General features: G+C 72.6%; 16 protein-coding genes and 9 pseudogenes. 12 read left to right on the top strand and 13 right to left on the bottom strand.

The genetic code is table 11. From position 1 onward, the window contains the following. Position 1: 1 nt before the first annotated feature. From ACZ8AI_RS03020 to ACZ8AI_RS03030, 3 genes and pseudogenes are all read right to left on the bottom strand, one after another. A pseudogene (locus ACZ8AI_RS03020) lies at positions 2 to 614 on the bottom strand (dihydrofolate reductase family protein). Between the two features lie 83 nt (positions 615 to 697). Beyond that, positions 698 to 952, bottom strand: a complete 255-nt coding sequence (locus ACZ8AI_RS03025; protein ID WP_464856478.1) for a hypothetical protein — start codon at positions 950 to 952, stop codon at positions 698 to 700. A 140-nt stretch (positions 953 to 1,092) separates the two neighbouring features. Then, positions 1,093 to 1,599 carry an NmrA family NAD(P)-binding protein gene (locus ACZ8AI_RS03030; protein ID WP_464856480.1) on the bottom strand — a complete coding sequence of 169 codons (507 nt, stop codon included), beginning with the start codon at positions 1,597 to 1,599 and terminating at the stop codon, positions 1,093 to 1,095. A 111-nt stretch (positions 1,600 to 1,710) separates the two neighbouring features. Here ACZ8AI_RS03030 and ACZ8AI_RS03035 point away from each other — a divergent pair, with 111 nt between their 5' ends. Continuing rightward, the gene (locus ACZ8AI_RS03035; protein WP_464856482.1) at positions 1,711 to 2,622 is read left to right on the top strand and encodes a hypothetical protein; all 912 of its coding nucleotides are present in this window, start codon (positions 1,711 to 1,713) and stop codon (positions 2,620 to 2,622) included. A 78-nt stretch (positions 2,623 to 2,700) separates the two neighbouring features. On the opposite strand, the gene ACZ8AI_RS03040 is transcribed toward ACZ8AI_RS03035, so the two are convergent. Together ACZ8AI_RS03040 and ACZ8AI_RS03045 are read right to left on the bottom strand one after the other, a co-directional pair. After that, positions 2,701 to 3,006, bottom strand: coding sequence for a hypothetical protein (locus tag ACZ8AI_RS03040; RefSeq protein WP_464856484.1), 306 nt, complete (start codon positions 3,004 to 3,006; stop codon positions 2,701 to 2,703). Positions 3,007 to 3,072: 66 nt separating this feature from the next. Beyond that, positions 3,073 to 3,717, bottom strand: a complete 645-nt coding sequence (locus ACZ8AI_RS03045; protein WP_464856486.1) for a hypothetical protein — start codon at positions 3,715 to 3,717, stop codon at positions 3,073 to 3,075. 341 nt (positions 3,718 to 4,058) lie between these two features. On the opposite strand from ACZ8AI_RS03045, the pseudogene ACZ8AI_RS03050 reads away from it, so the two are divergent. The 5 pseudogenes from ACZ8AI_RS03050 to ACZ8AI_RS03070 all read left to right on the top strand — a co-directional run. Beyond that, positions 4,059 to 4,118: pseudogene (locus ACZ8AI_RS03050) on the top strand (hypothetical protein); the annotation flags it as partial. Positions 4,119 to 4,194: 76 nt separating this feature from the next. Further along, positions 4,195 to 4,670, top strand: a pseudogene (locus ACZ8AI_RS03055) (LamB/YcsF family protein); the annotation flags it as partial. Between the two features lie 304 nt (positions 4,671 to 4,974). Continuing rightward, positions 4,975 to 5,091, top strand: a pseudogene (locus tag ACZ8AI_RS03060) (allophanate hydrolase); the annotation flags it as partial. Between the two features lie 74 nt (positions 5,092 to 5,165). Further along, positions 5,166 to 5,462, top strand: a pseudogene (locus ACZ8AI_RS03065) (5-oxoprolinase subunit B family protein); the annotation flags it as partial. Next, a pseudogene (locus ACZ8AI_RS03070) lies at positions 5,347 to 6,213 on the top strand (5-oxoprolinase subunit C family protein); the annotation flags it as partial. The pseudogenes ACZ8AI_RS03065 and ACZ8AI_RS03070, both read left to right, overlap by 116 nt. 111 nt (positions 6,214 to 6,324) lie before the next feature. Here the strand turns inward: ACZ8AI_RS03070 and ACZ8AI_RS03075 are convergent. Continuing rightward, positions 6,325 to 6,858 carry an HIT domain-containing protein gene (locus ACZ8AI_RS03075; RefSeq protein ID WP_464856848.1) on the bottom strand — a complete coding sequence of 178 codons (534 nt, stop codon included), beginning with the start codon at positions 6,856 to 6,858 and terminating at the stop codon, positions 6,325 to 6,327. A 119-nt stretch (positions 6,859 to 6,977) separates the two neighbouring features. Between ACZ8AI_RS03075 and ACZ8AI_RS03080 the strand changes: the two genes are divergently transcribed. Both ACZ8AI_RS03080 and ACZ8AI_RS03085 read left to right on the top strand, forming a co-directional pair. Next, positions 6,978 to 7,154, top strand: a complete 177-nt coding sequence (locus tag ACZ8AI_RS03080; RefSeq protein WP_464856488.1) for a hypothetical protein — start codon at positions 6,978 to 6,980, stop codon at positions 7,152 to 7,154. A gap of 71 nt (positions 7,155 to 7,225) precedes the next feature. Beyond that, entirely contained in the window at positions 7,226 to 8,932 is a 1,707-nt protein-coding gene (locus tag ACZ8AI_RS03085) for an ATP-binding cassette domain-containing protein (RefSeq protein WP_464856490.1), read from the top strand. Positions 8,933 to 9,212: 280 nt separating this feature from the next. On the opposite strand, the pseudogene ACZ8AI_RS03090 reads toward ACZ8AI_RS03085, so the two are convergent. The 3 genes and pseudogenes from ACZ8AI_RS03090 to ACZ8AI_RS03100 all read right to left on the bottom strand — a co-directional run. Next, positions 9,213 to 10,193 (bottom strand): annotated as a pseudogene (locus tag ACZ8AI_RS03090) (cytochrome P450 family protein); the annotation flags it as partial. Between the two features lie 28 nt (positions 10,194 to 10,221). Continuing rightward, the gene (locus ACZ8AI_RS03095; protein ID WP_464856850.1) at positions 10,222 to 11,394 is read right to left on the bottom strand and encodes a GntT/GntP/DsdX family permease; all 1,173 of its coding nucleotides are present in this window, start codon (positions 11,392 to 11,394) and stop codon (positions 10,222 to 10,224) included. Next, entirely contained in the window at positions 11,286 to 12,317 is a 1,032-nt protein-coding gene (locus ACZ8AI_RS03100; protein ID WP_464856492.1) for a GntP family permease, read from the bottom strand. Before ACZ8AI_RS03100 ends, ACZ8AI_RS03095 begins: the two co-directional genes overlap by 109 nt. Positions 12,318 to 12,549: 232 nt before the next feature. On the opposite strand from ACZ8AI_RS03100, the gene ACZ8AI_RS03105 reads away from it, so the two are divergent. Then, on the top strand, positions 12,550 to 13,284 hold the full coding sequence (locus tag ACZ8AI_RS03105) for a FadR/GntR family transcriptional regulator (RefSeq protein WP_464856494.1): 735 nt from the start codon (positions 12,550 to 12,552) through the stop codon (positions 13,282 to 13,284). Between the two features lie 244 nt (positions 13,285 to 13,528). Here ACZ8AI_RS03105 and ACZ8AI_RS03110 read toward each other — a convergent pair whose 3' ends face one another. From ACZ8AI_RS03110 to ACZ8AI_RS03125, 4 genes and pseudogenes are all read right to left on the bottom strand, one after another. Further along, positions 13,529 to 14,098, bottom strand: a complete 570-nt coding sequence (locus ACZ8AI_RS03110) for an N-acetyltransferase family protein (protein WP_464856496.1) — start codon at positions 14,096 to 14,098, stop codon at positions 13,529 to 13,531. Positions 14,099 to 14,156: 58 nt separating this feature from the next. Continuing rightward, positions 14,157 to 14,854 (bottom strand): annotated as a pseudogene (locus ACZ8AI_RS03115) (uracil-DNA glycosylase). Positions 14,855 to 14,866: 12 nt separating this feature from the next. Continuing rightward, the gene (locus tag ACZ8AI_RS03120) at positions 14,867 to 15,241 is read right to left on the bottom strand and encodes a type 1 glutamine amidotransferase family protein (RefSeq protein ID WP_464856498.1); all 375 of its coding nucleotides are present in this window, start codon (positions 15,239 to 15,241) and stop codon (positions 14,867 to 14,869) included. 343 nt (positions 15,242 to 15,584) lie between these two features. Next, positions 15,585 to 17,039: an SDR family NAD(P)-dependent oxidoreductase gene (locus ACZ8AI_RS03125; RefSeq protein WP_464856500.1), complete on the bottom strand. Its 1,455-nt coding sequence runs from the start codon at positions 17,037 to 17,039 to the stop codon at positions 15,585 to 15,587. Positions 17,040 to 17,063: 24 nt separating this feature from the next. Here ACZ8AI_RS03125 and ACZ8AI_RS03130 point away from each other — a divergent pair, with 24 nt between their 5' ends. The 3 genes and pseudogenes from ACZ8AI_RS03130 (at position 17,064) to ACZ8AI_RS03140 (ending at position 19,719) form a co-directional block, all read left to right on the top strand. After that, complete coding sequence (locus tag ACZ8AI_RS03130; protein ID WP_464856502.1) at positions 17,064 to 17,741, top strand: acyltransferase family protein; 678 nt, start codon at positions 17,064 to 17,066, stop codon at positions 17,739 to 17,741. Further along, positions 17,738 to 18,289, top strand: a complete 552-nt coding sequence (locus ACZ8AI_RS03135; RefSeq protein ID WP_464856504.1) for a hypothetical protein — start codon at positions 17,738 to 17,740, stop codon at positions 18,287 to 18,289. Before ACZ8AI_RS03130 ends, ACZ8AI_RS03135 begins: the two co-directional genes overlap by 4 nt. Before the next feature lie 136 nt (positions 18,290 to 18,425). Next, a pseudogene (locus ACZ8AI_RS03140) lies at positions 18,426 to 19,719 on the top strand (bifunctional o-acetylhomoserine/o-acetylserine sulfhydrylase). The last annotated feature ends 41 nt before the right edge of the window (positions 19,720 to 19,760 follow it).

The following is a 19,760-nucleotide window of genomic DNA, read 5'->3' on the forward strand; positions in this document are numbered from 1 at the left end:
GTCAGCTGCGGCGGCGGTACCGGATGTGCGTCGAGAGCGGCGAGTGCAGCACCTCGACCGGCTCGAAGTCGAACGGCGCAGCACCCGCGACGTCGGCGTCGAAGATCCGCTCCCCGGAGCCGAGCAGCACGGGCGCGATGTCGATCGTCAGCTCGTCGACGACCCCGGCGACCAGCGCCTGCCGCACGGTCGACGCCCCGCCCGCGATGTCGACGCCGCGGTCACCGGCCGCGGTGAGCGCCTGCGCGTAGGCCGCGTCGAACCCGTCGGTGACGAAGTGGAAGGTCGTGCCCTCGAGCGCGATCGGGTCGTGCGGGTGGTGGGTGAGCACGAAGACCGGGGCGTGGTACGGCGGTTCGGACCCCACCAGCCCTGCCAGTCCCGGTCCCACTCGCCGCGGACCGGGCCGAACATGTTGCGGCCCATCACGTACGCGCCGCGGGTCGCATCAGCCAGCCCGTTGCCGTGCGGTCGGCGTCGGTGACCTCGTTGCCGGGCATGTGCCAGGTGTGCAGCTCGCCGCCGCGGACGCCGAGCGGGTGCTCGAGATCCTGGTCGGGACCGGCGACGAACCCGTCGAGGGAGATCGACATGTGGCAGGTGGTGTCCGTCATCGGGTCCCCGGTCTGGTCGTGCGGCAGGAGGGTCGGGCGGACCGGCCGAACGTGCCGGCGGGCCGGTCGGGCTGGCTGGCCGGTCAGGCGGCGAGGTGTGCCGCGAGCACGTCCTCCACGCTGGTCCACTCGTACGGGCCGTACCGGTCGTCGTCGACGTGGTGCAGCTCGGCCTCGCCACTGAACATGCTGACGAAGTACTGCATACCCTGCCACGCGGGGAACGGCTCGTCATCCCCCGCCTTCGACAGCCGCCGCCCGACGCGCGCCATCGCCGACAACGTCCCCGCGGTCCCCGCCCACTGCGCCGGAACGGGGTGCCTCGTCAGCCGTGACATGGTCTCGGCGATGCTCCGCGAGGTGACGCGGTCCCCCGCGACCTCGACGACCTGCGGCGCCGCCGGGTCGAGCGCGACCAGGCTGTGGTCCGGGCGACGTCGTCCTTGGTGGTGAAGTCGAGCACCTGGTCGGGCGACGACTAGTAGAGCACCCGCTGCCGGTCGAACAGGATGAGCGGCGCCTGGCCGGTCAGCATGTCGGTGAACGCCCCGTTGAGGATCGAGGTCGCCCGGACCGGGGCGGCGTCGACGTCGGCGGCGAACTCGCGGCGCAGTTCGAAGTTCCGGTTCGACCCGGGCGTGATCGAGCGGTAGTCGGCGGCGTAGTCGGACGGGATGAACCGGGCGACGCCGGCCTCGACCGCGGCCGCGAGGAGGGCCCGCTGCGCGTCGACGATCACCGGTCGCGTCCCGCTCACCGCCGACACCACCACCTCGACCCCGGCGAGGGCCGACACCAGGCCCGCGTGGTCGCCGTAGTCCGCCCGCACCACCTCGACCCCGTCCTCGGCGGCGAGGCGTTCGGCGGCAGGGCTGCCGTCAGTGCGGGTGAGGACGCGGACGCTCGTGTCGTGCTGCCGGAGCGCACGGACGATGCGTCCGCCGAGGTCGCCGGTGGCGCCGGCGACGAGGACGGTGGTGGTCATGGCCGCCACGCTACGGGCGCCCCGCGGACCGGGTTCAGCGAGCCGGCCGAGCGGTCGTGTTCCGGACCGTCCGTGCCACATGTGCGGACGAACCCTGAGGATTCCGGCAGAATGGTCAGCACTGACCACCGTTGGGGTGGCGCATCCAGGGGGAACCGTGCAGATCAAGACCATTGCCATGTCCGCGACACCACCGCCGTCGTCCTCGGCCTGACGCTCACCGCCTGCAGCGGCGGCGGTGGCGGTGGCGGGGCGTCCGAGGGGAAGTCCGGCGGCGACGCGAAGCCCGCCAGCGGCTCGGCCGTGAAGATCGACCTGACGAAGGACGTCGAGAAGAAGGTGGGGGTCACCCTCACCGACACGCAGGTCGGCGACCGCGTGGAGATCAAGAAGGTGTCGACGAAGCTCGACACCGACAACGTGAAGTCGCTCAAGTCCTCGCAGGGCGACGTCGTGCTCGTGCAGATCAAGGTCACCGTGCCCGACGACGGCTACTCCGTCTCGACGACCGACATCGGGCTCAAGGACGACCAGGACACCACCTCGTCGAACCTCTACGCCGGTGGGCTCGAGGCCGCGATGGAGGCACAGGGCTACGCCGCGCTGCCGAGCTACGTCTCGACCGGCTCGACGAAGACCGGGTGGGTCGCCCTGCAGGTCCTCGACACCGCGAAGTCGGCCGACCTGACGTGGAAGCGTGCGAAGCACACCGACTACGAGTCGGGCAAGAAGTACCCGGCCCGCACCATGACGGCGCCGCTGCTGAAGAACACCGGCGCCGACCCGGCGGTCACCGCCGCGAAGGAGGGCGCGACGCCGAAGAAGGCCTCCGCCAAGAGCACGGACGACGTGACGAAGAACACCGTGACGGTCGACCAGATCATCACGAACTTCCCGCTGCCCGCCGCGGTGGACTACGAGAGCGGCCACATCGTCGCCGTGCACATCGAAGGCCGACGCCGGCAGCGTCTACACCTCGGGGTGGTCGCCGAGCGACCTGCAGCTCCTCACCGCCGACGGTGACAAGATCGACCGCTACTCCAACGCGGACGTCGCGACCGCGCTGGCCGAGAAGGGCTTCTCCGGCCTGACCGACGACGGCTACATCTCCTCCGGTGAGAGCACGACCGGGTGGGTGCCGTTCCTCGTCAAGCCGAGCACCGGCGACTCGGGCTTCACCATCAGCCAGCACCGTCGTGCGGCGAACATCATCGGCGGCGGCTCGGTGCCGGCGGCGGACTTCTCCCGGCGAAGATCACCGTCGAGGGCGTTTCCGACGACAGCGGCTCCTCGGAGAGCGACGACCAGTCGACCGAGGGCAGCGACGACGGGTCCGGCTCGAACGCGTAGCTGACCGTGCAGTCCCGACGGCGCAGTGCGGACGGGAGGCGCGGTGCCAGCTGGCACCGCGCCTCCCGTCCGTCCGCTGGTCCGGTCCGAAGCCGCTGGTCGCGCCGCGCGCGGTCGCTGCCGTCAGGCCTGCTCGACGTCCGAGAACAGTCCGGTGAAGGTCGCACCGGTGGCGCCGAGCTGTTCGAAGAAGTCGCCCGCCTCGGCGCCCGCGACCGCTGCCGAGGCGTCGTCGTACGAGTTGAAGTACAGGTCGAGGGTGCGGTGGGCCGGCGTGGGCGTGCCGTCCTCCTTCGGCCAGACCTTGCCGGCCTCGAGTCGGCGGAGCTCGGGGAGCTTCGCGGCGGCGTCGCGGAGGGCCGGGTAGGCCGCTTCGAACGCCGTCGGATCGGACGGGTTGTCGATGATGAGGGTGATCTTGGTCGTCATGCGACCAGTGTCCGCCTCAGTCGGCGTCGGTGACCAGACGTCCTCCGCCGAAGGGCAGCCAGCCGGCACGGTAGACGAAGCGGTCGGCGGCCACGGCGTCGGCGCGGCTCCGGCGTCGGTTCCGGTCATGGTCCTGGTTCCGCTTCCGGCTCCGACCGTTCGCGTCGCCGCTCCGAACCGCCAGGCGCGGTTGTACAGGTACACGCCGATGACGGTGCCCTTGTCGTCCGGCACCGCCCACGTGCCGATCCCCCACTGCGCCGGGTGTCCGACGCCGTCGATCGTCACGGTCGGCCGGGCGAACCACGTGAACGGCGGGCGGGTGATCCGGAGTTCCACGCGGCGCTTCGTCGCGCCGGAGGGCTGTGTCGCTTCCACTTCCGCAGGATACGGTCCGGCCGCCCGCCCCGACCGCTCGGACTCGGCCGGGCGCCGGGCGGGCGCCGGGGAGGCGCTGGCCGGGCGCCGGGCGGGCGCTGGCCGGGCGCCGGCCGGGCGCCGGGCGGGCGCGATCGTGCAGCGACAACACACGAGTCGATCGACGCGTGGGACGTCGCACCATGCACCCGCATCGGATACGCCTGCAAGTTGCGACAAAGCGCGAGTCGATCGACGCGTGGGACGTCGCACCATGCACCCGCATCGGACGCCTGCTGACGGCGCCCCGGTAGGTTGGCGAGGTGACCACGATCGACTGCAACAGCGACCTCGGCGAGGGCTTCGGCGCCTGGAGCATGGGCGACGACCGCGCGATGCTCGACGTGGTCTCCTCGGCGAACGTCCGCCTGCGGCTTCCACGCCGGCGACCCCACGATCATGCTCGACACCCGCCGAGCCGCGGCCGAGCGGGCGGCCGTCGGCGCCCACGTGGCCTACCGCGACCTCATCGCCTTCGGCCGCCGGCCGGTCCACGTCACCCCCGAGGAGCTGTACGCCGACGTCGTGCACCAGCTCGGCGCGCCCGTCGCGACCGCCCGGGTCGCCGGCACCGCGGTGATGTACGTGAAGCCGCACGGCGCGCTGTACAACACCGCCTGCGTCGACCCGGTGCAGGCCGAGGTGGTGGTCCGCGCCGTCGCGGACGTCGACCTGACCCTGGCGGTCCTCGCACGGCCCGACTCCGAGCTGCTGCGGGCCGCGGAACGCCACGGCCTCCGCGCCGTCCGCGAGGTCCTCGCCGACCGCGCCTACGAACCCGACGGGTCGCTCGTGTCGCGCAGCACCCCGGTTCGGTGCTGCACGACCTCGAGGCCGTCGCCGCGCGGGTGCTGCGCATGGTCACCGACGGCCTGGTGACGGCGGTCGACGGCTCGGACGTGCGGGTGCAGGTCGACTCGGTCTGCGTGCACGGGGGACCTCGACGCGGTCGCGATGGCGCAGGCGATCCGGACGCTGCTGACCACGCACGGGGTGACGATCGCACCGTTCGCGCCGGCTGTCGCGACCACGTCGCCGTGACGCTCGACGTCCGTGCCGCCGGGCGGTCCGCGGTGCCGGTGACCTTCGACTCGCTCGAGGACGTCGTCGCCTTCCACGCCGGACTGATCGCCGCGGAGGTCCTGGCTCACCGAGGTCGTCTCCGGCGCTCGGACGCTGCTGCTCCGGTTCGACCCGGACCGCACCGACGCCGGTCGTCTCCGCTCCGGCCTCACCGGCGTCGTCCCCGTGCGCGCCGACCGTTCCGCGGAGGTCCGCACGCCGCTCGTCATCCCCGTCACGTACGACGGCGAGGACCTCGACGCCGCCGCGCGCACGACCGGGATGACCCGCGACGAGCCTTCGTCGCCTGGCACACCGGCCAGGTCTGGACGAGCGCCTTCTGCGGTTTCGCCCCCGGCTTCAGCTACCTCACCGGCACCGCGCCGTCGCTCGACCTGCCCCGCCGCAGCACGTCCCGCACCGCGGTGCCGAGCGGCGCGGTGGCCCTCGCCGGCGAGTTCAGCGCCGTCTACCCGCGGTCGTCGCCGGGTGGCTGGCAGCTCATCGGCCGGACCGAGGTCGCGATGTGGTCGCTCGACCGCGACCCGCCCGCGCTCGCCCCCGCCGGCACCCGGCTTCGGTTCGTCGAGGCGCCCCCGGCATGAGCGCGCTCACCGCTTCCAGGTCGGGCCCGGCACGTCGGTGCAGGACCTCGGCCGTCCCGGGTTCAGCGACGCCGGCCTCGGCGCCGCCGGTGCCGCCGACCGCGGAGCAGCAGCCCTCGCCGGACGGATGGTCGGCAACCGCCCCGACGCGGCCGTCCTGGAGGCGCTGCTCGGCTCGGTCACACTCCGCTCCGATGCGCACCCGGTCACCGCCACCACCGGTGCGGCCTGCCCGGTCGAGGTCACCTCGGCCGACGGCCGGGCTCCGCGGCGCGGCCCCGTACGAGGTGCTGACGCCCGCCCCCGGAGACGTGCTGCGCATCGGACAGCCGGACGCGGGCCTCCGCGTGTACCCTCGCTGTGCGGGGCGGGTTCGTGGTCGAACCGGTGCTCGGCAGCCGGTCGGGACTCGCTGGCGCGGCTCGGCCCGCCGCCGCTGTCCGTCGGGGACGTCCCGCCCGTCGGAGACGCCGCCGACGGATGGCCGGTCGTCGACGCCGTCGCCCCGCCGCTCGACACTCCGCCCGGCGAACCCGTCGTGCTCGACGTGACGCCCGGCCTGCGCGACGACTGGTCCACGCCGTCGTGGCGCGTGACCCTGACCGGCCAGGTCCACCACGTCACGCCGGACAGCGACCGTGGGGGGTGCGGACGACCGCGGCGGCGCCGCTCGTCCGGCGGTGACCCGAGAGCTCCCGAGCGAGGCGTCGAGACCGGCTCGGGCGGTCCCCCGGACGGGCACCCCGTCCTGTTCCTCGCCGACCACCCGGTGACCGGCGGCTACCCGGTCGTCGCGGTGCTCACCCCGACGGCGGTGGGACCGTGCCGCAGCCGCGACCGGGGGACGCGGTGCGCTTCCGGATCACCGGCTGAGCGTCGCGGCGGTCAGTCGAACATCGCGGCGAGGGCGGCGTACGGGTCGCCCTCGACCACGTGTGCCGACCGCCGCTCTGGCCAGTGCACCGTGCCGTCGTCGGGCCAGCACGGCACGACGTGGACGTGCAGGTGGGGTGCCGACGCTCTGCCCGGCGTCCGCCCCGGACGCCTGCAGCAGCACGGTGCCGGTCGCGCCGAGTGCACCCTGCATCGCCCGTGCCACACGCTGCGCCAGGGTGAACGTCGCCGACAGGGCCACCGGCCCGGCGCGCCACAGGTCGTCGGTGTGCTCCACCGGGGCCACGAGGGTGTGCCCGGGAGCGAGCAGTGACTCGGGCAGGGGTGCGAACGCCACCGCGTGCTCCTCGCGCTCGACCCATGCGGCCGGCGCCTCCCGGCGATGATGCGGCAGAAGGGGCACGGGTCCATCCGACCAGTCTGCCGGATGCGCTCCGACCGACTCCGAACACCGGGGCCGCATCTGCGGTTGGCTCGAGACCGATGACGAAAGGTGCACCATGTCGATGACTGTCCTGCTCGAGGCCCAGCTCCGGAGCGACCTCCCCACCGAGATCGTCAGACGGCGATCCGCGAGACGCTCGCACAGACCGGCGCGTTCCCGGGAGCGAGTCCCTCGAGGTGATCGTCGACGACGCCGACCCCACCCGCATCGTGGTCGTCGAACGCTGGACGACCTCGGCGGACCACGACGCGTACGTCGCCTGGCGTGCGACGCCGGAGGGTGCGTCCGCCCCTCCGCGACGTGGCTGGCGTCGCCGCCGGTCAAGCGGACCTTCGACCGGACCATCCCGCTGACCCGATCGGGGCCGCCGGCGTGCTGCCGGCGCCCTGCCCGGGGCACGCGCGGGACATGGGACGATTGGTGGATGACCGCCACGCTCGTCGCCAAGGGCCCCGCCGGCGGGTACGCCGCTCGCACACTGTTCGACTCCCTCGACCTGACCGTCGCCCCGGGTGACGTCATCGGCGTCGTCGGGGTGAACGGAGCCGGCAAGTCCACGCTGCTCCGGCTGCTCGCGGGCGTCGACGAGCCGCTCGCCGGCACGGTGTCGCTCGCCCCGGACGGACGCCTTCGTCGGCTGGCTGCCCCAGGAGCACGAGCGCGTCGCCGGCGAGACCGTCGGTGCCTACATCGGCCGACGGACCGGCCGCGCCGAGGCCACCACGACGATGGACGCCGCGGCCGCCGCACTCGGCGAACCGGGTGCCGGCGACGCGGCGGCGGACGCGTACTCGGCAGCGCTCGACCGCTGGCTCGCGTCGGGAGCGCCGACCTCGACGAGCGGATCCCGGTCGTGCTCGCCGACCTCGGCCTGGTCGCGGGGATGGACGACGACGGCGTCGGTCCGGACTCCCTGATGACCGCACTGTCCGGCGGCCAGGCCGCCCGCGTCGGACTCGCCGCCCTGCTGTTGTCGCGGTTCGACATCGTCCTGCTCGACGAGCCGACGAACGACCTCGACCTCGACGGGCTCGACCGGCTCGAGGGCTTCGTGCGGGGCTCTGCGGCGGTGTCGTGCTCGTCAGCCACGACCGCGAGTTCCTCGCACGCCTGTCACCGCCGTGCTCGAGCTCGACCTCGCGCAGTCGTCGAACCGGCTGTTCGGCGGCGGCTACGACGCGTACCTCGAGGAACGCGAGATCGCCCGCCAGCACAAGCGCGACGCCTACGACGAGTACGCCTCCACGAAGGCCGACCTCGTCTCGCGCGCCCGCACCCAGCGGGAGTGGTCGAGCCAGGGCGTCCGGAACGCCATGAAGAAGGCTCCAGACAACGACAAGATCCGGCGCAAGGCCGCGAGCGAGTCGAGCGAGAAGCAGGCGCAGAAGGTCCGGCAGATGGAGTCGCGCATCGCCCGGCTCGACGAGGTCGAGGAACTCCGGCAAGGAGTGGCAGCTCGAGTTCACGATCGGCAGCGCGCCCCGCTCGTCAGCCGTCGCCGCGACGCTCGCCGACGCGACCTTCACCCAGGGCGACTTCACGCTCGGCCCCGTCTCGCTGCAGGTCGACGGCGGCCACCGGATCAGCATCACCGGACCGAACGGCGCCGGCAAGTCGACCCTCGTTGCGCGCGCTGCTCGGCAAGCAGGCGCCCACCACCGGGACCGCCTCACCGGGGTCGAGCGTCGCCGTCGGTGAGATCGACCAGGCACGTGCGGCGTTCACGAGCGACCAGCCCCTGGCCGACGCGTTCGAGGCCATCGTGCCCGAGTACACGACCGCCGACGTCCGCACGCTGCTCGCGCAAGTTCGGGTTGAAGGCCGACCACGTGGGTCGCCCGGCCGGAGCCCTCTCCCGGCGAACGCACCCGGGCCGGACTCGCGCTGTTGCAGGCCCGCGGTGTCAACGTGCTCGTGCTCGACGAGCCGACGAACCACCTCGACCTCGCGGCGATCGAGCAGCTCGAGCAGGCGCTCGACTCCTACGACGGCACGCTCCTGCTCGTCACCCACGACCGCCGCATGCTCGAGACCGTCCGGCTCGACCGGCAGTGGCACGTCGAGGCCGGGCGGGTCACCGAGGCCTGAACCTGTGCCGGGGCGCGCCGCCCGCCGTCAGTGGTACGGGTAGCGGCCGGCGCGCGCCGAACGGACACGACCGCCCGACGCCGGCTTCGTCGGGAGTCGGCGCCGATCGACGTCCAGCCCTCGTCGAGGATCGTGACGCGGGGGTCGCTCAGGGCGGCGACCGCGGCGGCCAGCGCGGCGATGGCGACCTTCTCCCGGCAGCGGTGCCCGGTCGCCACGTCCGCGCCGCCGTGCGGCACGAAGGCCTCCACCGCCTCGTAGTCGTCCACCCCGAGGAACCGCGACGGGTCGAACCGCGTGGCGTCCGGCCAGGAGCGGTCGTCGGTGTCGGTGCCGAGGATGTCGAGCAGCACCCGGCCGCCGGCCGCCAGGTGCTCGCCGTCGAGCTCGACGTCGGTGGTCGCCCACGTGGGCAGCATCGGGACGAACGGCGCCGTCCGGCGGATCTCCTGCGCGAACGCCACGGCCAGCGGCCCGTCGGTCAGGCTCCGGCGTGCGACGGTCTCCTCGGCGATGCGCCCGCGCCACTCCGGGTGGTCGTGCAGCTCCTTCGCCGCGAAGGCCACGAACCGGGCGACGGCGATCGCGGGGCGGAAGCTGTTCTGCAACTCGATGCCGGCGGTCCGGGCCGGCAGGAGCGCCCCGTCGCGGTCACGGTGCCAGGCCCACTCGGACAGCGCCGTCCCCGGGTCCGGGGTGAGCCGGCCGCTCCGCACGGCCTCGACGAGCCGCCGGGCGTGCCGGTCCGACCAGTGCCGGTTCCGCACCGCCAGGAGGTACTCCGGCGAGTACGGCACGCCGAAGCCGTCGACGATCTGCGCGAGCCGAGCCGCCCAGCGCGTCTTGGCCTCGGGCGTCCCCGGCAGGCCGGCCCACCGTTGCACCGCACGGCCGACCGCACCGACCCCGGCGTCGTACGCGGACCGCCGTCCACCGCCGAGCCACGCGTCGAGTTCCCGGCCCCACTCCTCGGCGAGGAGCGGGGTGAGACGCCGGACCTGCTCGTCCTCGTACGCCACGTCGACGAAGGTCGCCTTGCGGTGCCGGTGCTCCGCACCGTCGAGCGAGTGCACCGACCCGACGCCGAACAGGGTGCGCTGCACGATCGCCGGCATCGCGCCGTGGCGAGTCGTGCGGCTGCCGTCGTAGAAGAGCTCGACCCCCGGAGCGCCGCGCACGAGGAGGGCCGGCTTGCCGAGGAGTCGCAGCGGCACCGCACGGGCCCCGGGACGGGTCCGACGCCACAACCGGGCGCCGAACTCGTAGCCGCGGGTCAGGAGCGAGAGGGAGTCGTCGATCGCCATGGGGCCATGCTGCCGACCAGCGCCTCGATCAGCCCCTCGGGATGGGCCCGAGCGCGAGCCGCTCGACGACCTCGGCGCTCTCCTCTTCCGGGGTGCGGTCAGCCGCGATCGTGACGTGCGCCTCGTCCGGCTGCGGCGGCTCGAGCGTGGCGAGCTGGGACGCCGCAGTGAGGGTCGGCATGAAGTGCCCGGAGCGCTGCGACATGCGGTCCTGGATGAGCGAGCCGTCGCCGGCGACGTGGACGAAGACCACGCCGGGGGCGCGGAGGACGTCACGGTACGAGCGCTTGAGCGCCGAACAGGTCACGACGCCCGGCGCACCACGGTCGAGGTGGTCGCGGATCCACGCGGCGACGACGTCGAGCCAGGGCCAGCGGTCGTCGTCCGTCAGCGGGGTGCCCGCGTGCATCTTGTCGACGTCCGCCGGCGGGTGCATCGAGTCACCCTCGGCGAAGTCCCACCCGAGATGCTCGGCCACCATCGCCGCGACGGTCGACTTCCCCGAACCGGAGACCCCCATCACGACGAGGACGCGGGCGTCGAGCTGGTCTGCCTCGCTCATCGGATGAAGATCCCGGCGAGGAGGACCTCGGCCAGACCGAAGACCGAGATGAGGTGACTCGAGCATCGTCCACGTCTTGAACGTCTGCCCGACGGTGGTGTTGAGGTACCCCTTCACCAGCCAGAAGCCGGCGTCGTTCACGTGCGACAGGAACACCGAACCCGCGCCGATCGCGAGCACGAGGAGCGAGGTCATCGGCGACGACAGGTCGTGGGCGATCGGCGCCATGATGCCCGCTGCGGTGACGGTGGCGACCGTCGCCGAACCCGTCGCGACCCGGACGAGCGCCGAGACGACCCAGGCGACGAGCAGCACCGAGATGCCGGAGTCCTTCACGGCGTCGGCGATCACCCCGCCGATGCCGGTGTCGATGAGGACCTGCTTGAAGCCACCACCGGCACCGACGATGAGTAGGACGCCGGCGACCGGCGGCAGTGCGCTCTCGAGCGACTTCGAGACCGCCGAACGGTCCATCCCGCCGCCGATGGCGAAGAAGACCATCGCGTAGACGGCGGCGATCCCGATCGCGATCATCGGCGACCCGAGGAAGTCGAGCAGGCTGACCCACGCGCCGGAGGCGTCGGGCACGGTTGCCTCGCGGATCGCCTGGGCGAGCATGAGCACGACGGGCAGCAGGATGCCGACGAGCGCGACGGTGAACGACGGGCTGCGCGGTTCGCTGATGACGCGGGTGAAGTCGCTCTTGCCGTGGGGCAGGGAGGCGGTGTCCTTGCGTGGCAGGGCCGCGCCGTGCCTCCCCGGCCGTCGTGCGCGGGGTCCTGCTGACCGGAGCCGCTGCCGCCACGCGACCCGAAGATGTCCGGGGCGGGGATGTCGACCCAGCGCGCCGCGAAGCGGGCGAAGACCGGTCCGGCCAGCACGATGACGGGGATCGCGAGCACGATGCCGAAGGCGAGGGTGGTGCCGAGGTTCGCACCGACCGTCGAGATCGCCACGAGCGGGCCGGGGTGCGGCGGCACGAACGCGTGCATCGTCGACAGGCCGACCAGGGCGGGCACGGCGATCTTCATGATCGGGACGTCGCCGCGCTTCGCCACCAGGACGATGATCGGGATGAGGAGCACGAGGCCGACCTCGAAGAACATCGGCAGACCGATGAGCGCGCCGATCAGGGCCATCGTCCACGGCAGGGCCGCCTTCGACGACTTGCGGACGAGGGTGTCGACGACACGGTCGGCCGCCCCCGAGTCGACGAGCATCTTGCCGAACATCGAGCCGAGTCCGACCAGGATGCCGACGCTCGTCATGGTCGCGCCGAAGCCGTTGCCGAAGCTCGTGACCGAGGCGTCGGGTGCGAGGCCGGCGCCGATGCCGACGCCGAGGGCACCGATGGTCAGCGCGATGAACGGGTGGACCTTGAGCCACGTGATCAGCACGATGATCACGACGATGCCGATGAGCGCCGCGATGATCAGCTGGGCCACGGGGCCGGACGGTTCGACCGTCGACGTGCCGCCACCGCTTGCTGCGAGGAACATCGCCGGGTGTGCTGCGGACGGGTGGGGTGCGGACGCGAGCGGTGACGCCGCGAATGCGGTCACCGCGTGGTCCTGGAGCGCGTGAGGCATCGGTGCCCTTCCTGGAGCCGCTGCCGCGCGGCTCCGTCGCCTTAGTGTCGAGTCCGGTCTGGCGCCCTGCACGCCGACCGTCAATAATCTGATTAATCAGACTATACGACGATCCGCCGCGCGGCATCCGCCCTCCCGGGCAGTCTGCCGATTCGATGGACTCGACGTCACGCTCACCGCGTGCGGCGTACTGCATGGAGGAACGATGTCGACCGGACCACGCGCGAACGGCTCCCACGGGCGCGGCCTGCACGGCCACGTGCTCGACGTGCTCGGGCAGCGGATCGTCGACGGCGGCATCGCGCCCGGGTCGGTCCTCCGCCCCGAGCTGGTGGCGGACGAGTTCGGGGTGTCGCGGTCGGTCGTCCGCGAGGCACTGCGGGTGCTGCAGTCGCTCGGGCTCGTCGAACCGCGGCAGCGCGTCGGCACGCAGGTGCTCGGCATCGACTCGTGGGAGCTCCTCGCGCCGACGGTCATCCGGTGGCGCGGTGCCTCCCCGTCGTACTTCGTGCAGCAGCGGGAACTGCTCGAGCTGCGGCTCGGGGTCGAGCCCGTCGCCGCGGCGCTGGCGGCACGTGGTCCGGACTCCGCGGTCGTGGGCGCCGAGGTGCTCCGGGCCGCCGAGGACATGCTCGAAGCCTGCGCCGCCGAGGACAGTCGCGCCTACCTCGAGGCCGACGTCCGCTTCCACCGCGCCCTGCTCACGGCGTCCGGCAACGCGGTGTTCGCGCACTTCGCCGGCACGGTCGAGGCACTGCTCCGCACCCGGACCTCGGAGTCGCGCGACACCATCACGCGGTGGACGCACGACGCCGCGGCGCGGCACCTCGCCGCCGCGCAGGCGATGGTCGCTGGTGACGGGCCCGAGGCCTCGGCGGCGACGACCGAGCTCGTGCGGGTGACGCGGGACGAGTTCATCGCGGAGGCGCCCGGGGTCTGACGCGCGGGGGTCGGACGGGCCTGGTCGGACCGGGCTCGGTCGAACCGGGCATGCTCGGTCGAACCGGGCGTACTCGGTCGAACCGGGGCGTACTCGGTCGAACCGGGCGTACTCGGTCGAACCGGGCGTACTCGGTCGAACCGGGCGTACTCGGTCGGAAGAAACGACCAGGTACGCCCGAATCCACCGCCTGTGCCTCGCCGGGCCCGGGCGACTCCGGCCCCTCCTCGACCGACCCGCACCCCTAGGCGCGGTCCGACCTCGCGCGCGCGAACAGCCGCGGCCCCCGCAGCCGCAGCCGCATCGTCACCGTGCCGAGCCAGCGGTCGTACTTGTAGCCGACCTTGCCCATGCGCCCGACCTCCTCGAAGCCGAGCCGCTCGTGCAAGCGGATCGACGCCTCGGCCTGCCGGTCGGCGATGACGGCGACGACCTCGCGGACGCCGGCCGAACGGCACTCGTCGATGAGGGCCTCCATGAGCGCACGCCCGAGACCCTTCCCGCCGGACGCCGCACCGAGGTAGATCGAGTCCTCGACCACGCGGTTCGACCGGTCCCGCGGGTTCCATGCGTCGACGAGGGCGTACCCGAGCACCTGGCCGGACGGGTTCACGGCGACGAGGAACGGCAGCTTCCGCTTCCGGATGTCGTCGTACCGCCGCTTCCACGCGGCGAACGTGAACGCCGAGGGGTCGAAGGTCACCGACGAGTTCCGGACGTAGTGCGTGTGGATCTCGCGGATGTCGGGCAGGTCCGGACGCCTCCGCAGCGCGGATCGTGTACGTGAACGCGGCCTCGGCGGGCACCGGGGCACGCAGGTGTCGCGGCAGGACCCGTCGCCGCTGGTATTCCTCCTCGAGCACGGACCGAGCCTATGCCGCGGGGACGTCCGTGGGCAGGGCCCAGTCCACGGGGGTCGCACCCTGCTCCGCGAGCAGCTCGTTCACCTGCGAGAACGGGCGGCTGCCGAAGAACCCGCGCGACGCGCTGAGCGGACTCGGGTGCGCGGACGCCACCACCGGGGTGTCGCCGAGGAGCGGCCGGACGGAACCCGCCTGCGCACCCCACAGCACGGCGACGAGCGGCGTCCCACGCTCGACGAGCGCGCACGGACGGCCTGGTCGGTGACGGCTTCCCAGCCCTTGCCGCGGTGGCTGCCGGCCTCGCCCGCCTGCACGGTGAGGACCCGGTTGAGCAGCAGGACGCCCTGCGCCGACCACGGCCGGAGGTCACCGTGCGGCGGCGGTGTCACGCCGAGGTCCGCTTCGAGTTCCTTGTAGACGTTCGCCAGGCTGCGCGGGATCGGCCGCACGTGCGGGTCGACGGCGAAGGACAGGCCGATGGGGTGGCCCGGCGTCGGGTACGGGTCCTGTCCGACCACCAGCACCTTGACCGCGTCGAACGGGTCGGCGAAGGCGCGGAGCACGTGGTCGCCCGCGGGCAGGTAGTGCCGACCGGCCGCGACCTCGTCGCGGAGCCAGGACCCCATCCGGTGGACGTCGTCCTCGACCGGGGCGAGCGCTCGGGCCCAGCCCGGGTCGACCAGGTCGGCGAGCGGGCGCGGCTGCACGGTCGTCGGTGCCTACGCGCCCATGGTGGCGACGGAGACCGACTCGTCCCCGGCGACGACGCGCCAGACGCTGCCGGCGCCGCGGACCTCGAGCGCGCCCTCGCCGACGACGAGCGTGGTGTCCTCGTCGATCGCGAGACCGGCGGTGACGAACTCGGCCTCGGCGCTGGCGATCAGCCGCGCGAGCGTGCCGGCCTGCACCGCGTGCACGTCGATGGTCAGGTCGACGAGTCCGAGTCCTTCGCGGAGCTCGACCTCGTCGAGTCCCTCGGCCGCTTCTTCCGGGCAGATCTCGACGCCGCCGATGCGCCAGCCGCCGACCAGGGCACGGTCGGCCGCGATCATCGCCCCGGCGGAGTAGCCGAGGTAGGGCAGGCCGTCGGACACGAGCAGGCGGATCTGGTCGACGAGCGGGGCGACGGCGTCGAGGTAGTGCGGGGTGATCCCCGCCCCCGACGACGAGCGCGTCGACGTCGCTGAGGACGGTGGTGCTGAAGACCTCGCCCGGGGCGATCTCGGACACGAGGACCTCGGCCTGCCGGGCGCCGCCGAGCACCTCGGCGATGTCGGCGGTCGAGCTGGGGCTCGCGCCCACCGAGCTCGCGACGGACAGCAGGCCGATCCGCGGGACGGTCCGGCCGACGGCTGCGGAGCCGCGCCGTGGCCTCGGCGAGGAAGGACGCTGCGGCGTCCGAGGCGGCGAAGGGTCCGCCGCCGACGAGGTGGATGCTCACGACTCGGCCGTCACCGGGGCGAGGGCGCTCCACGGGAAGGTGATCCACCCGTCGACGCGGCGCCAGACGTGGTCGGGCTCGAGCACGGTGCCGGGCTTCGAGTAGAGGCAGGCGCTGCGGACGTCGGCACCGGCGTTCCGAACGATGTCGACGACCAGGCGCAGGGTGCGGCCGGAGTCGGACACGTCGTCCACGATCAGGACGCGCTTGCCGGCGAGGCTCGGGGCGTCGAGCGCGGGCGACAGGATGACCGGCTCGTCGAGGCGCTGTTCGACGTCGGTGTAGAACTCGACGTTGATCGAGCCGCACTCCTTGGTGCCGAGCGCGTAGGCGACGGCGCCGGCGATGATGAGTCCACCGCGGGCCACGGCGACGACGACCTCGGGCTCGAACCCGGAGGACAGGACGTCCTTGGCGAGCAGGCGCGCAGCGTCACCGAACTCCAGCCACCCGAGCACCTCGGGCCCGCTCGTCACGGTCACGGTCGAGGGAGCCTGGGCGGGTGACCCGGAGTCGCTGCTGATCGGCATCCGACCACGGTACCGGCACGGAGCCCGCGCCCGCGACCCGCAGGTGCACCCGGGGCGCGTACTCCCGTCGTCCCAGCCCGGTCGGATCAGACCCGCGGGGAGAGCGTCCCGCGCGCGGAGCTTGTGCTGCGCGGACTGCGCCACCGGCCGGATCGTCACGAGGTCGAGGTTCACGTGGGCGGGCAGCTCGACCGAGTGCACGATCGCCTCGGCCACGTCCTCGGCGACGAGCGGCTCCGGCACGTCGTCGTACACGGCAGCGGCCTTCTCGGCGTCGCCGCGGAAGCGGGTCAGTGCGAACTCGTCGGTCTTCACCAGACCCGGCGCGACCTCGACGACCCGGAGCGGTTCACCGTTCAGCTCGAGCCGGAGCGCGGCCACCAGGGCGTGCTCGGCGAACTTCGCGGCGTTGTACCCGCCGCCGTTCTCGTACGCCACGTGCCCGGCCGTGCTCGTGACCGTGACGATGTCGGCGTTCCCCGCGGTCGCCGCACGCCGCCGCAGGTGCGGGAGCAGCGCAGCGACCACGCGCTTCGTGCCGATGACGTTCACCTCGAACATCGCGCGCCAGTCGTCGACGTCGGACGCCTCGACGCTCGCGGAACCGAAGGCGCCGCCGGCGTTGTTCACCAGGACGTCCGCTCCCCCGAGCTCCTCGACCCGTGCGGCCAGCGCCGCGACGTCGGCGGCGTCGGTGATGTCCGCGACGAGCACGTCGGCCCCGGTGGCCTCGGCGAGCGCTTCCAGGCTCGCCTCGCGCCGGGCGACGGCGAGGACGTCCCACCCGCGGGAGCGGAACAGCCGGACGGTCGCCGCCCTGATGCCCGAGCTCGCTCCGGTGACGACTGCGCGACGTGGTGCTATGTGCTTCCTCCAGGGGTCGGGCGGGGTGCCCCTGCAACCGTACCGATCCCCGGACATCACGATCCGGTAACGTGACCCGGGATGACGACGGATGCCGCTCCTCCAGCGCCCTCGGCGCCCGCCACCGGTCTCGAGCCCGGCCGTGCGAAGCGTCGTATCCCGATGTGGGACACGGCGCGGTTCCTCGCGGTCACGCTCGTGGTCATCGGGCACGCGATCCAGCGGCAGACGACGGCGAGCGAGCACGCCCTCGCGCTGTACACCTTCATCTACGCGTTCCACATGCCCGCGTTCGGCGTGATCAGCGGCTACTTCTCGTCCGCCGACACCCCGACGGCGAAGCGGATGCGCCGCACGATCACCGACATCGTCGTGCCGTACATCATCATGCAGACGATCTGGACCGTGGTGCAGGCTCCGGCCGAGGGCGGGAAGAAGTTCAACCCGACGCAGCCGACCTGGACACTGTGGTTCCTGCTCGCCCTGGGGATCTTCAAGCTGATCCTGCCGTACCTCGCCCAGCTGCGGTGGCCGCTGTTCTGGGCGGTCGTGTTCAGCATCGGCGTCGGGTACTTCGACAACGTGGACTCGACGCTCTCCCTGTCCCGCGCGATCAGCCTGCTGCCGTTCTTCCTGCTCGGCTGGCAGGTGAAGCAGTGGGCGTCTTCGACCGCTGGTACGACGCGCCTCGGCGGATCGTCGCGGGTCCGGATCGCCGCCGCGGCGGTGTTCGCGGCGTGGGCGGCATCGTGTGCGTGATCTGGATCCCGCAGTTCAAGGAGTTCGACCTCCACCACTGGTTCTTCTACGACGATCGTACTCGGGGCCTCGGCGAGGACGCCTGGTGGGCCGGTGCCGTGCGCTTCGGCCTGATGCTGCTCGCGTGCGCTGCTGACGGCGCCGCCCTGCTGCTCGTCCCCCTCGGAACAGTAGATCACCTGGAAGTTCGGCGCGGCGACGAGATGTACGTCTACCTGCTCCACACCTTCCTGCTGTACCCGGTCCGCGAGCTGTCCAGCAATGGGCATCCTCGCCGGTGCGCACTCCGCATGGCCGTACGTCCTGCTCATGGTCAGGTTCGCCTGCGCCGTCAGCCTGTTCCTCGCGCAGCCGTTCGTCCGTCGTGGGATGCGCTGGCTGCTCGAGCCCAAGGTCGACTGGCTCTTCCGCCGCGACCCGGCCTAGTCGCCCCTCGCCTCCTTTCGCACGGTGTGTGGCCAGCGCTTGCCTGGAGGCGCGGGTCGTCTCCGCCCCGCGCGTTACGTCCCGTGGCGGGACCGCTGGTCCCCGACCGGCCACGTGCGTAGCGTGAGCCAGGACGTGCACAGCCGCGCCGCGCTCTCCAGGCCGGGCGCAGGGTGACCCGATGACCAGCCGCACCGGACAGGAGCACGAGATGACCACGAACGACGCTGCGCCGCCTGGCGGTTCGAGACCACGCAGATCCACGCCGGCGCGCAGCCGGACCCGACCACGGTGCCGTGCGCTACCTCGATCTACAAGACGACCTCGTACGTGTTCGAGAACTCCGACCACGCCCGCGACCCGGTTCGCCCCGGCGAAGCCGGGCAACATCTACTCGCGCATCATGAACCCCACGAACGACGTCGTCGAGCAGCGCATCGCCGCGCTCGAGGGCGGCTCCGGGGCCCTGCTCGTCTCGAGCGGCCAGGCGGCCGAGACCTACGCGGTCCTGAACATCGCCGGCGCGGGTGACCACATCGTGTCCTCGTCGTCGATCTACGGCGGCACGTACAACCTGTTCAAGTACACGCTCGCGAAGCTCGGCATCGAGACGACCTTCGTGGAGGACCAGGACGACCCCGAGGAGCGGCGCCGCGCGGTCCGCCCGAACACGAAGCTGTTCTTCGCCGAGTACGATCGGCAACCCGCGGATCAACGTCCTCGACATCGCCACCGTGTCCGACATCGCGCACGGCGCCGGCGTGCCGCTCATCGTCGACAACACGATCTCCGCGACGCCGTACCTCCATCCGTCCGTTCGAGCACGGCGCCGACATCGTCGTGCACTCGGCGACGAAGTTCCTCGGTGGGCACGGGACGGTCATCGGCGGCGTACTTCGTCGACGGCGGGACGTTCGCCTGGTCGGACCACGCCGAGCGCTTCCCCGAGTTCAACACGCTCCGACTCCTCGTACCACGGCGCCGTCTTCGCCCAGGCCGTCGGCAACGCCCTGGCGTACATCGTGAAGGCGCGCGTGCAGCTGCTCCGCGACCTCGGCGCATCGAACTCCCCCGACACGGCCTTCGCGCTGCTGCAGGAATCGAGACGCTGTCGCTCCGCATCGAGCGGCACGTGTCGAACGCGCAGGAGATCGCCGAGTGGCTCGACCGGCACCCGGACGTCGCGTCGGTGTCCTACGCGGGCCTGCCGACCTCGCCCTGGTATGGGGCGGCCAACAAGTACGCGCCGAAGGGCGTCGGGGCGGTGCTGTCGTTCGAGCTCAAGGGCGGCGTGCCGGCGGGCAAGGCCTTCGTCGACAACCTGCAGCTGTTCTCGCACCTGGCCAACATCGGCGACGTGCGCTCCCTGGTCATCCACCCGGCGTCGACCACGCACTCGCAGCTCACGCCGGAGCAGCAGCTGACCACCGGGGTCACGCCGGGGCTCGTGCGGCTGTCGGTCGGCATCGAGAACATCGAGGACCTGAAGGCCGACCTCGAGGCCGGGCTTGCTGCGGCCCGCGCGGTCTCGCAGGAGGGCCTGCGGGCGTAGGCCCTGCCCCGCCCGGGCACCGAGGCACGGCGCGCTCGATG

This window comes from Curtobacterium sp. AC273 (assembly GCF_979253735.1).

Coding starts and splice junctions, on each gene's coding strand:
- ACZ8AI_RS03025 (WP_464856478.1), bottom strand. CDS start 952: ATGTCACGGCTGACGAGGCACCCCGTTCCGGCGCAGTGGGCGGGGACC.
- ACZ8AI_RS03030 (WP_464856480.1), bottom strand. CDS start 1,599: ATGACCACCACCGTCCTCGTCGCCGGCGCCACCGGCGACCTCGGCGGA.
- ACZ8AI_RS03035 (WP_464856482.1), top strand. CDS start 1,711: ATGGTCAGCACTGACCACCGTTGGGGTGGCGCATCCAGGGGGAACCGT.
- ACZ8AI_RS03075 (WP_464856848.1), bottom strand. CDS start 6,858: ATGGTGCACCTTTCGTCATCGGTCTCGAGCCAACCGCAGATGCGGCCC.
- ACZ8AI_RS03085 (WP_464856490.1), top strand. CDS start 7,226: ATGACCGCCACGCTCGTCGCCAAGGGCCCCGCCGGCGGGTACGCCGCT.
- ACZ8AI_RS03105 (WP_464856494.1), top strand. CDS start 12,550: ATGTCGACCGGACCACGCGCGAACGGCTCCCACGGGCGCGGCCTGCAC.
- ACZ8AI_RS03125 (WP_464856500.1), bottom strand. CDS start 17,039: ATGTCCGGGGATCGGTACGGTTGCAGGGGCACCCCGCCCGACCCCTGG.
- ACZ8AI_RS03130 (WP_464856502.1), top strand. CDS start 17,064: ATGACGACGGATGCCGCTCCTCCAGCGCCCTCGGCGCCCGCCACCGGT.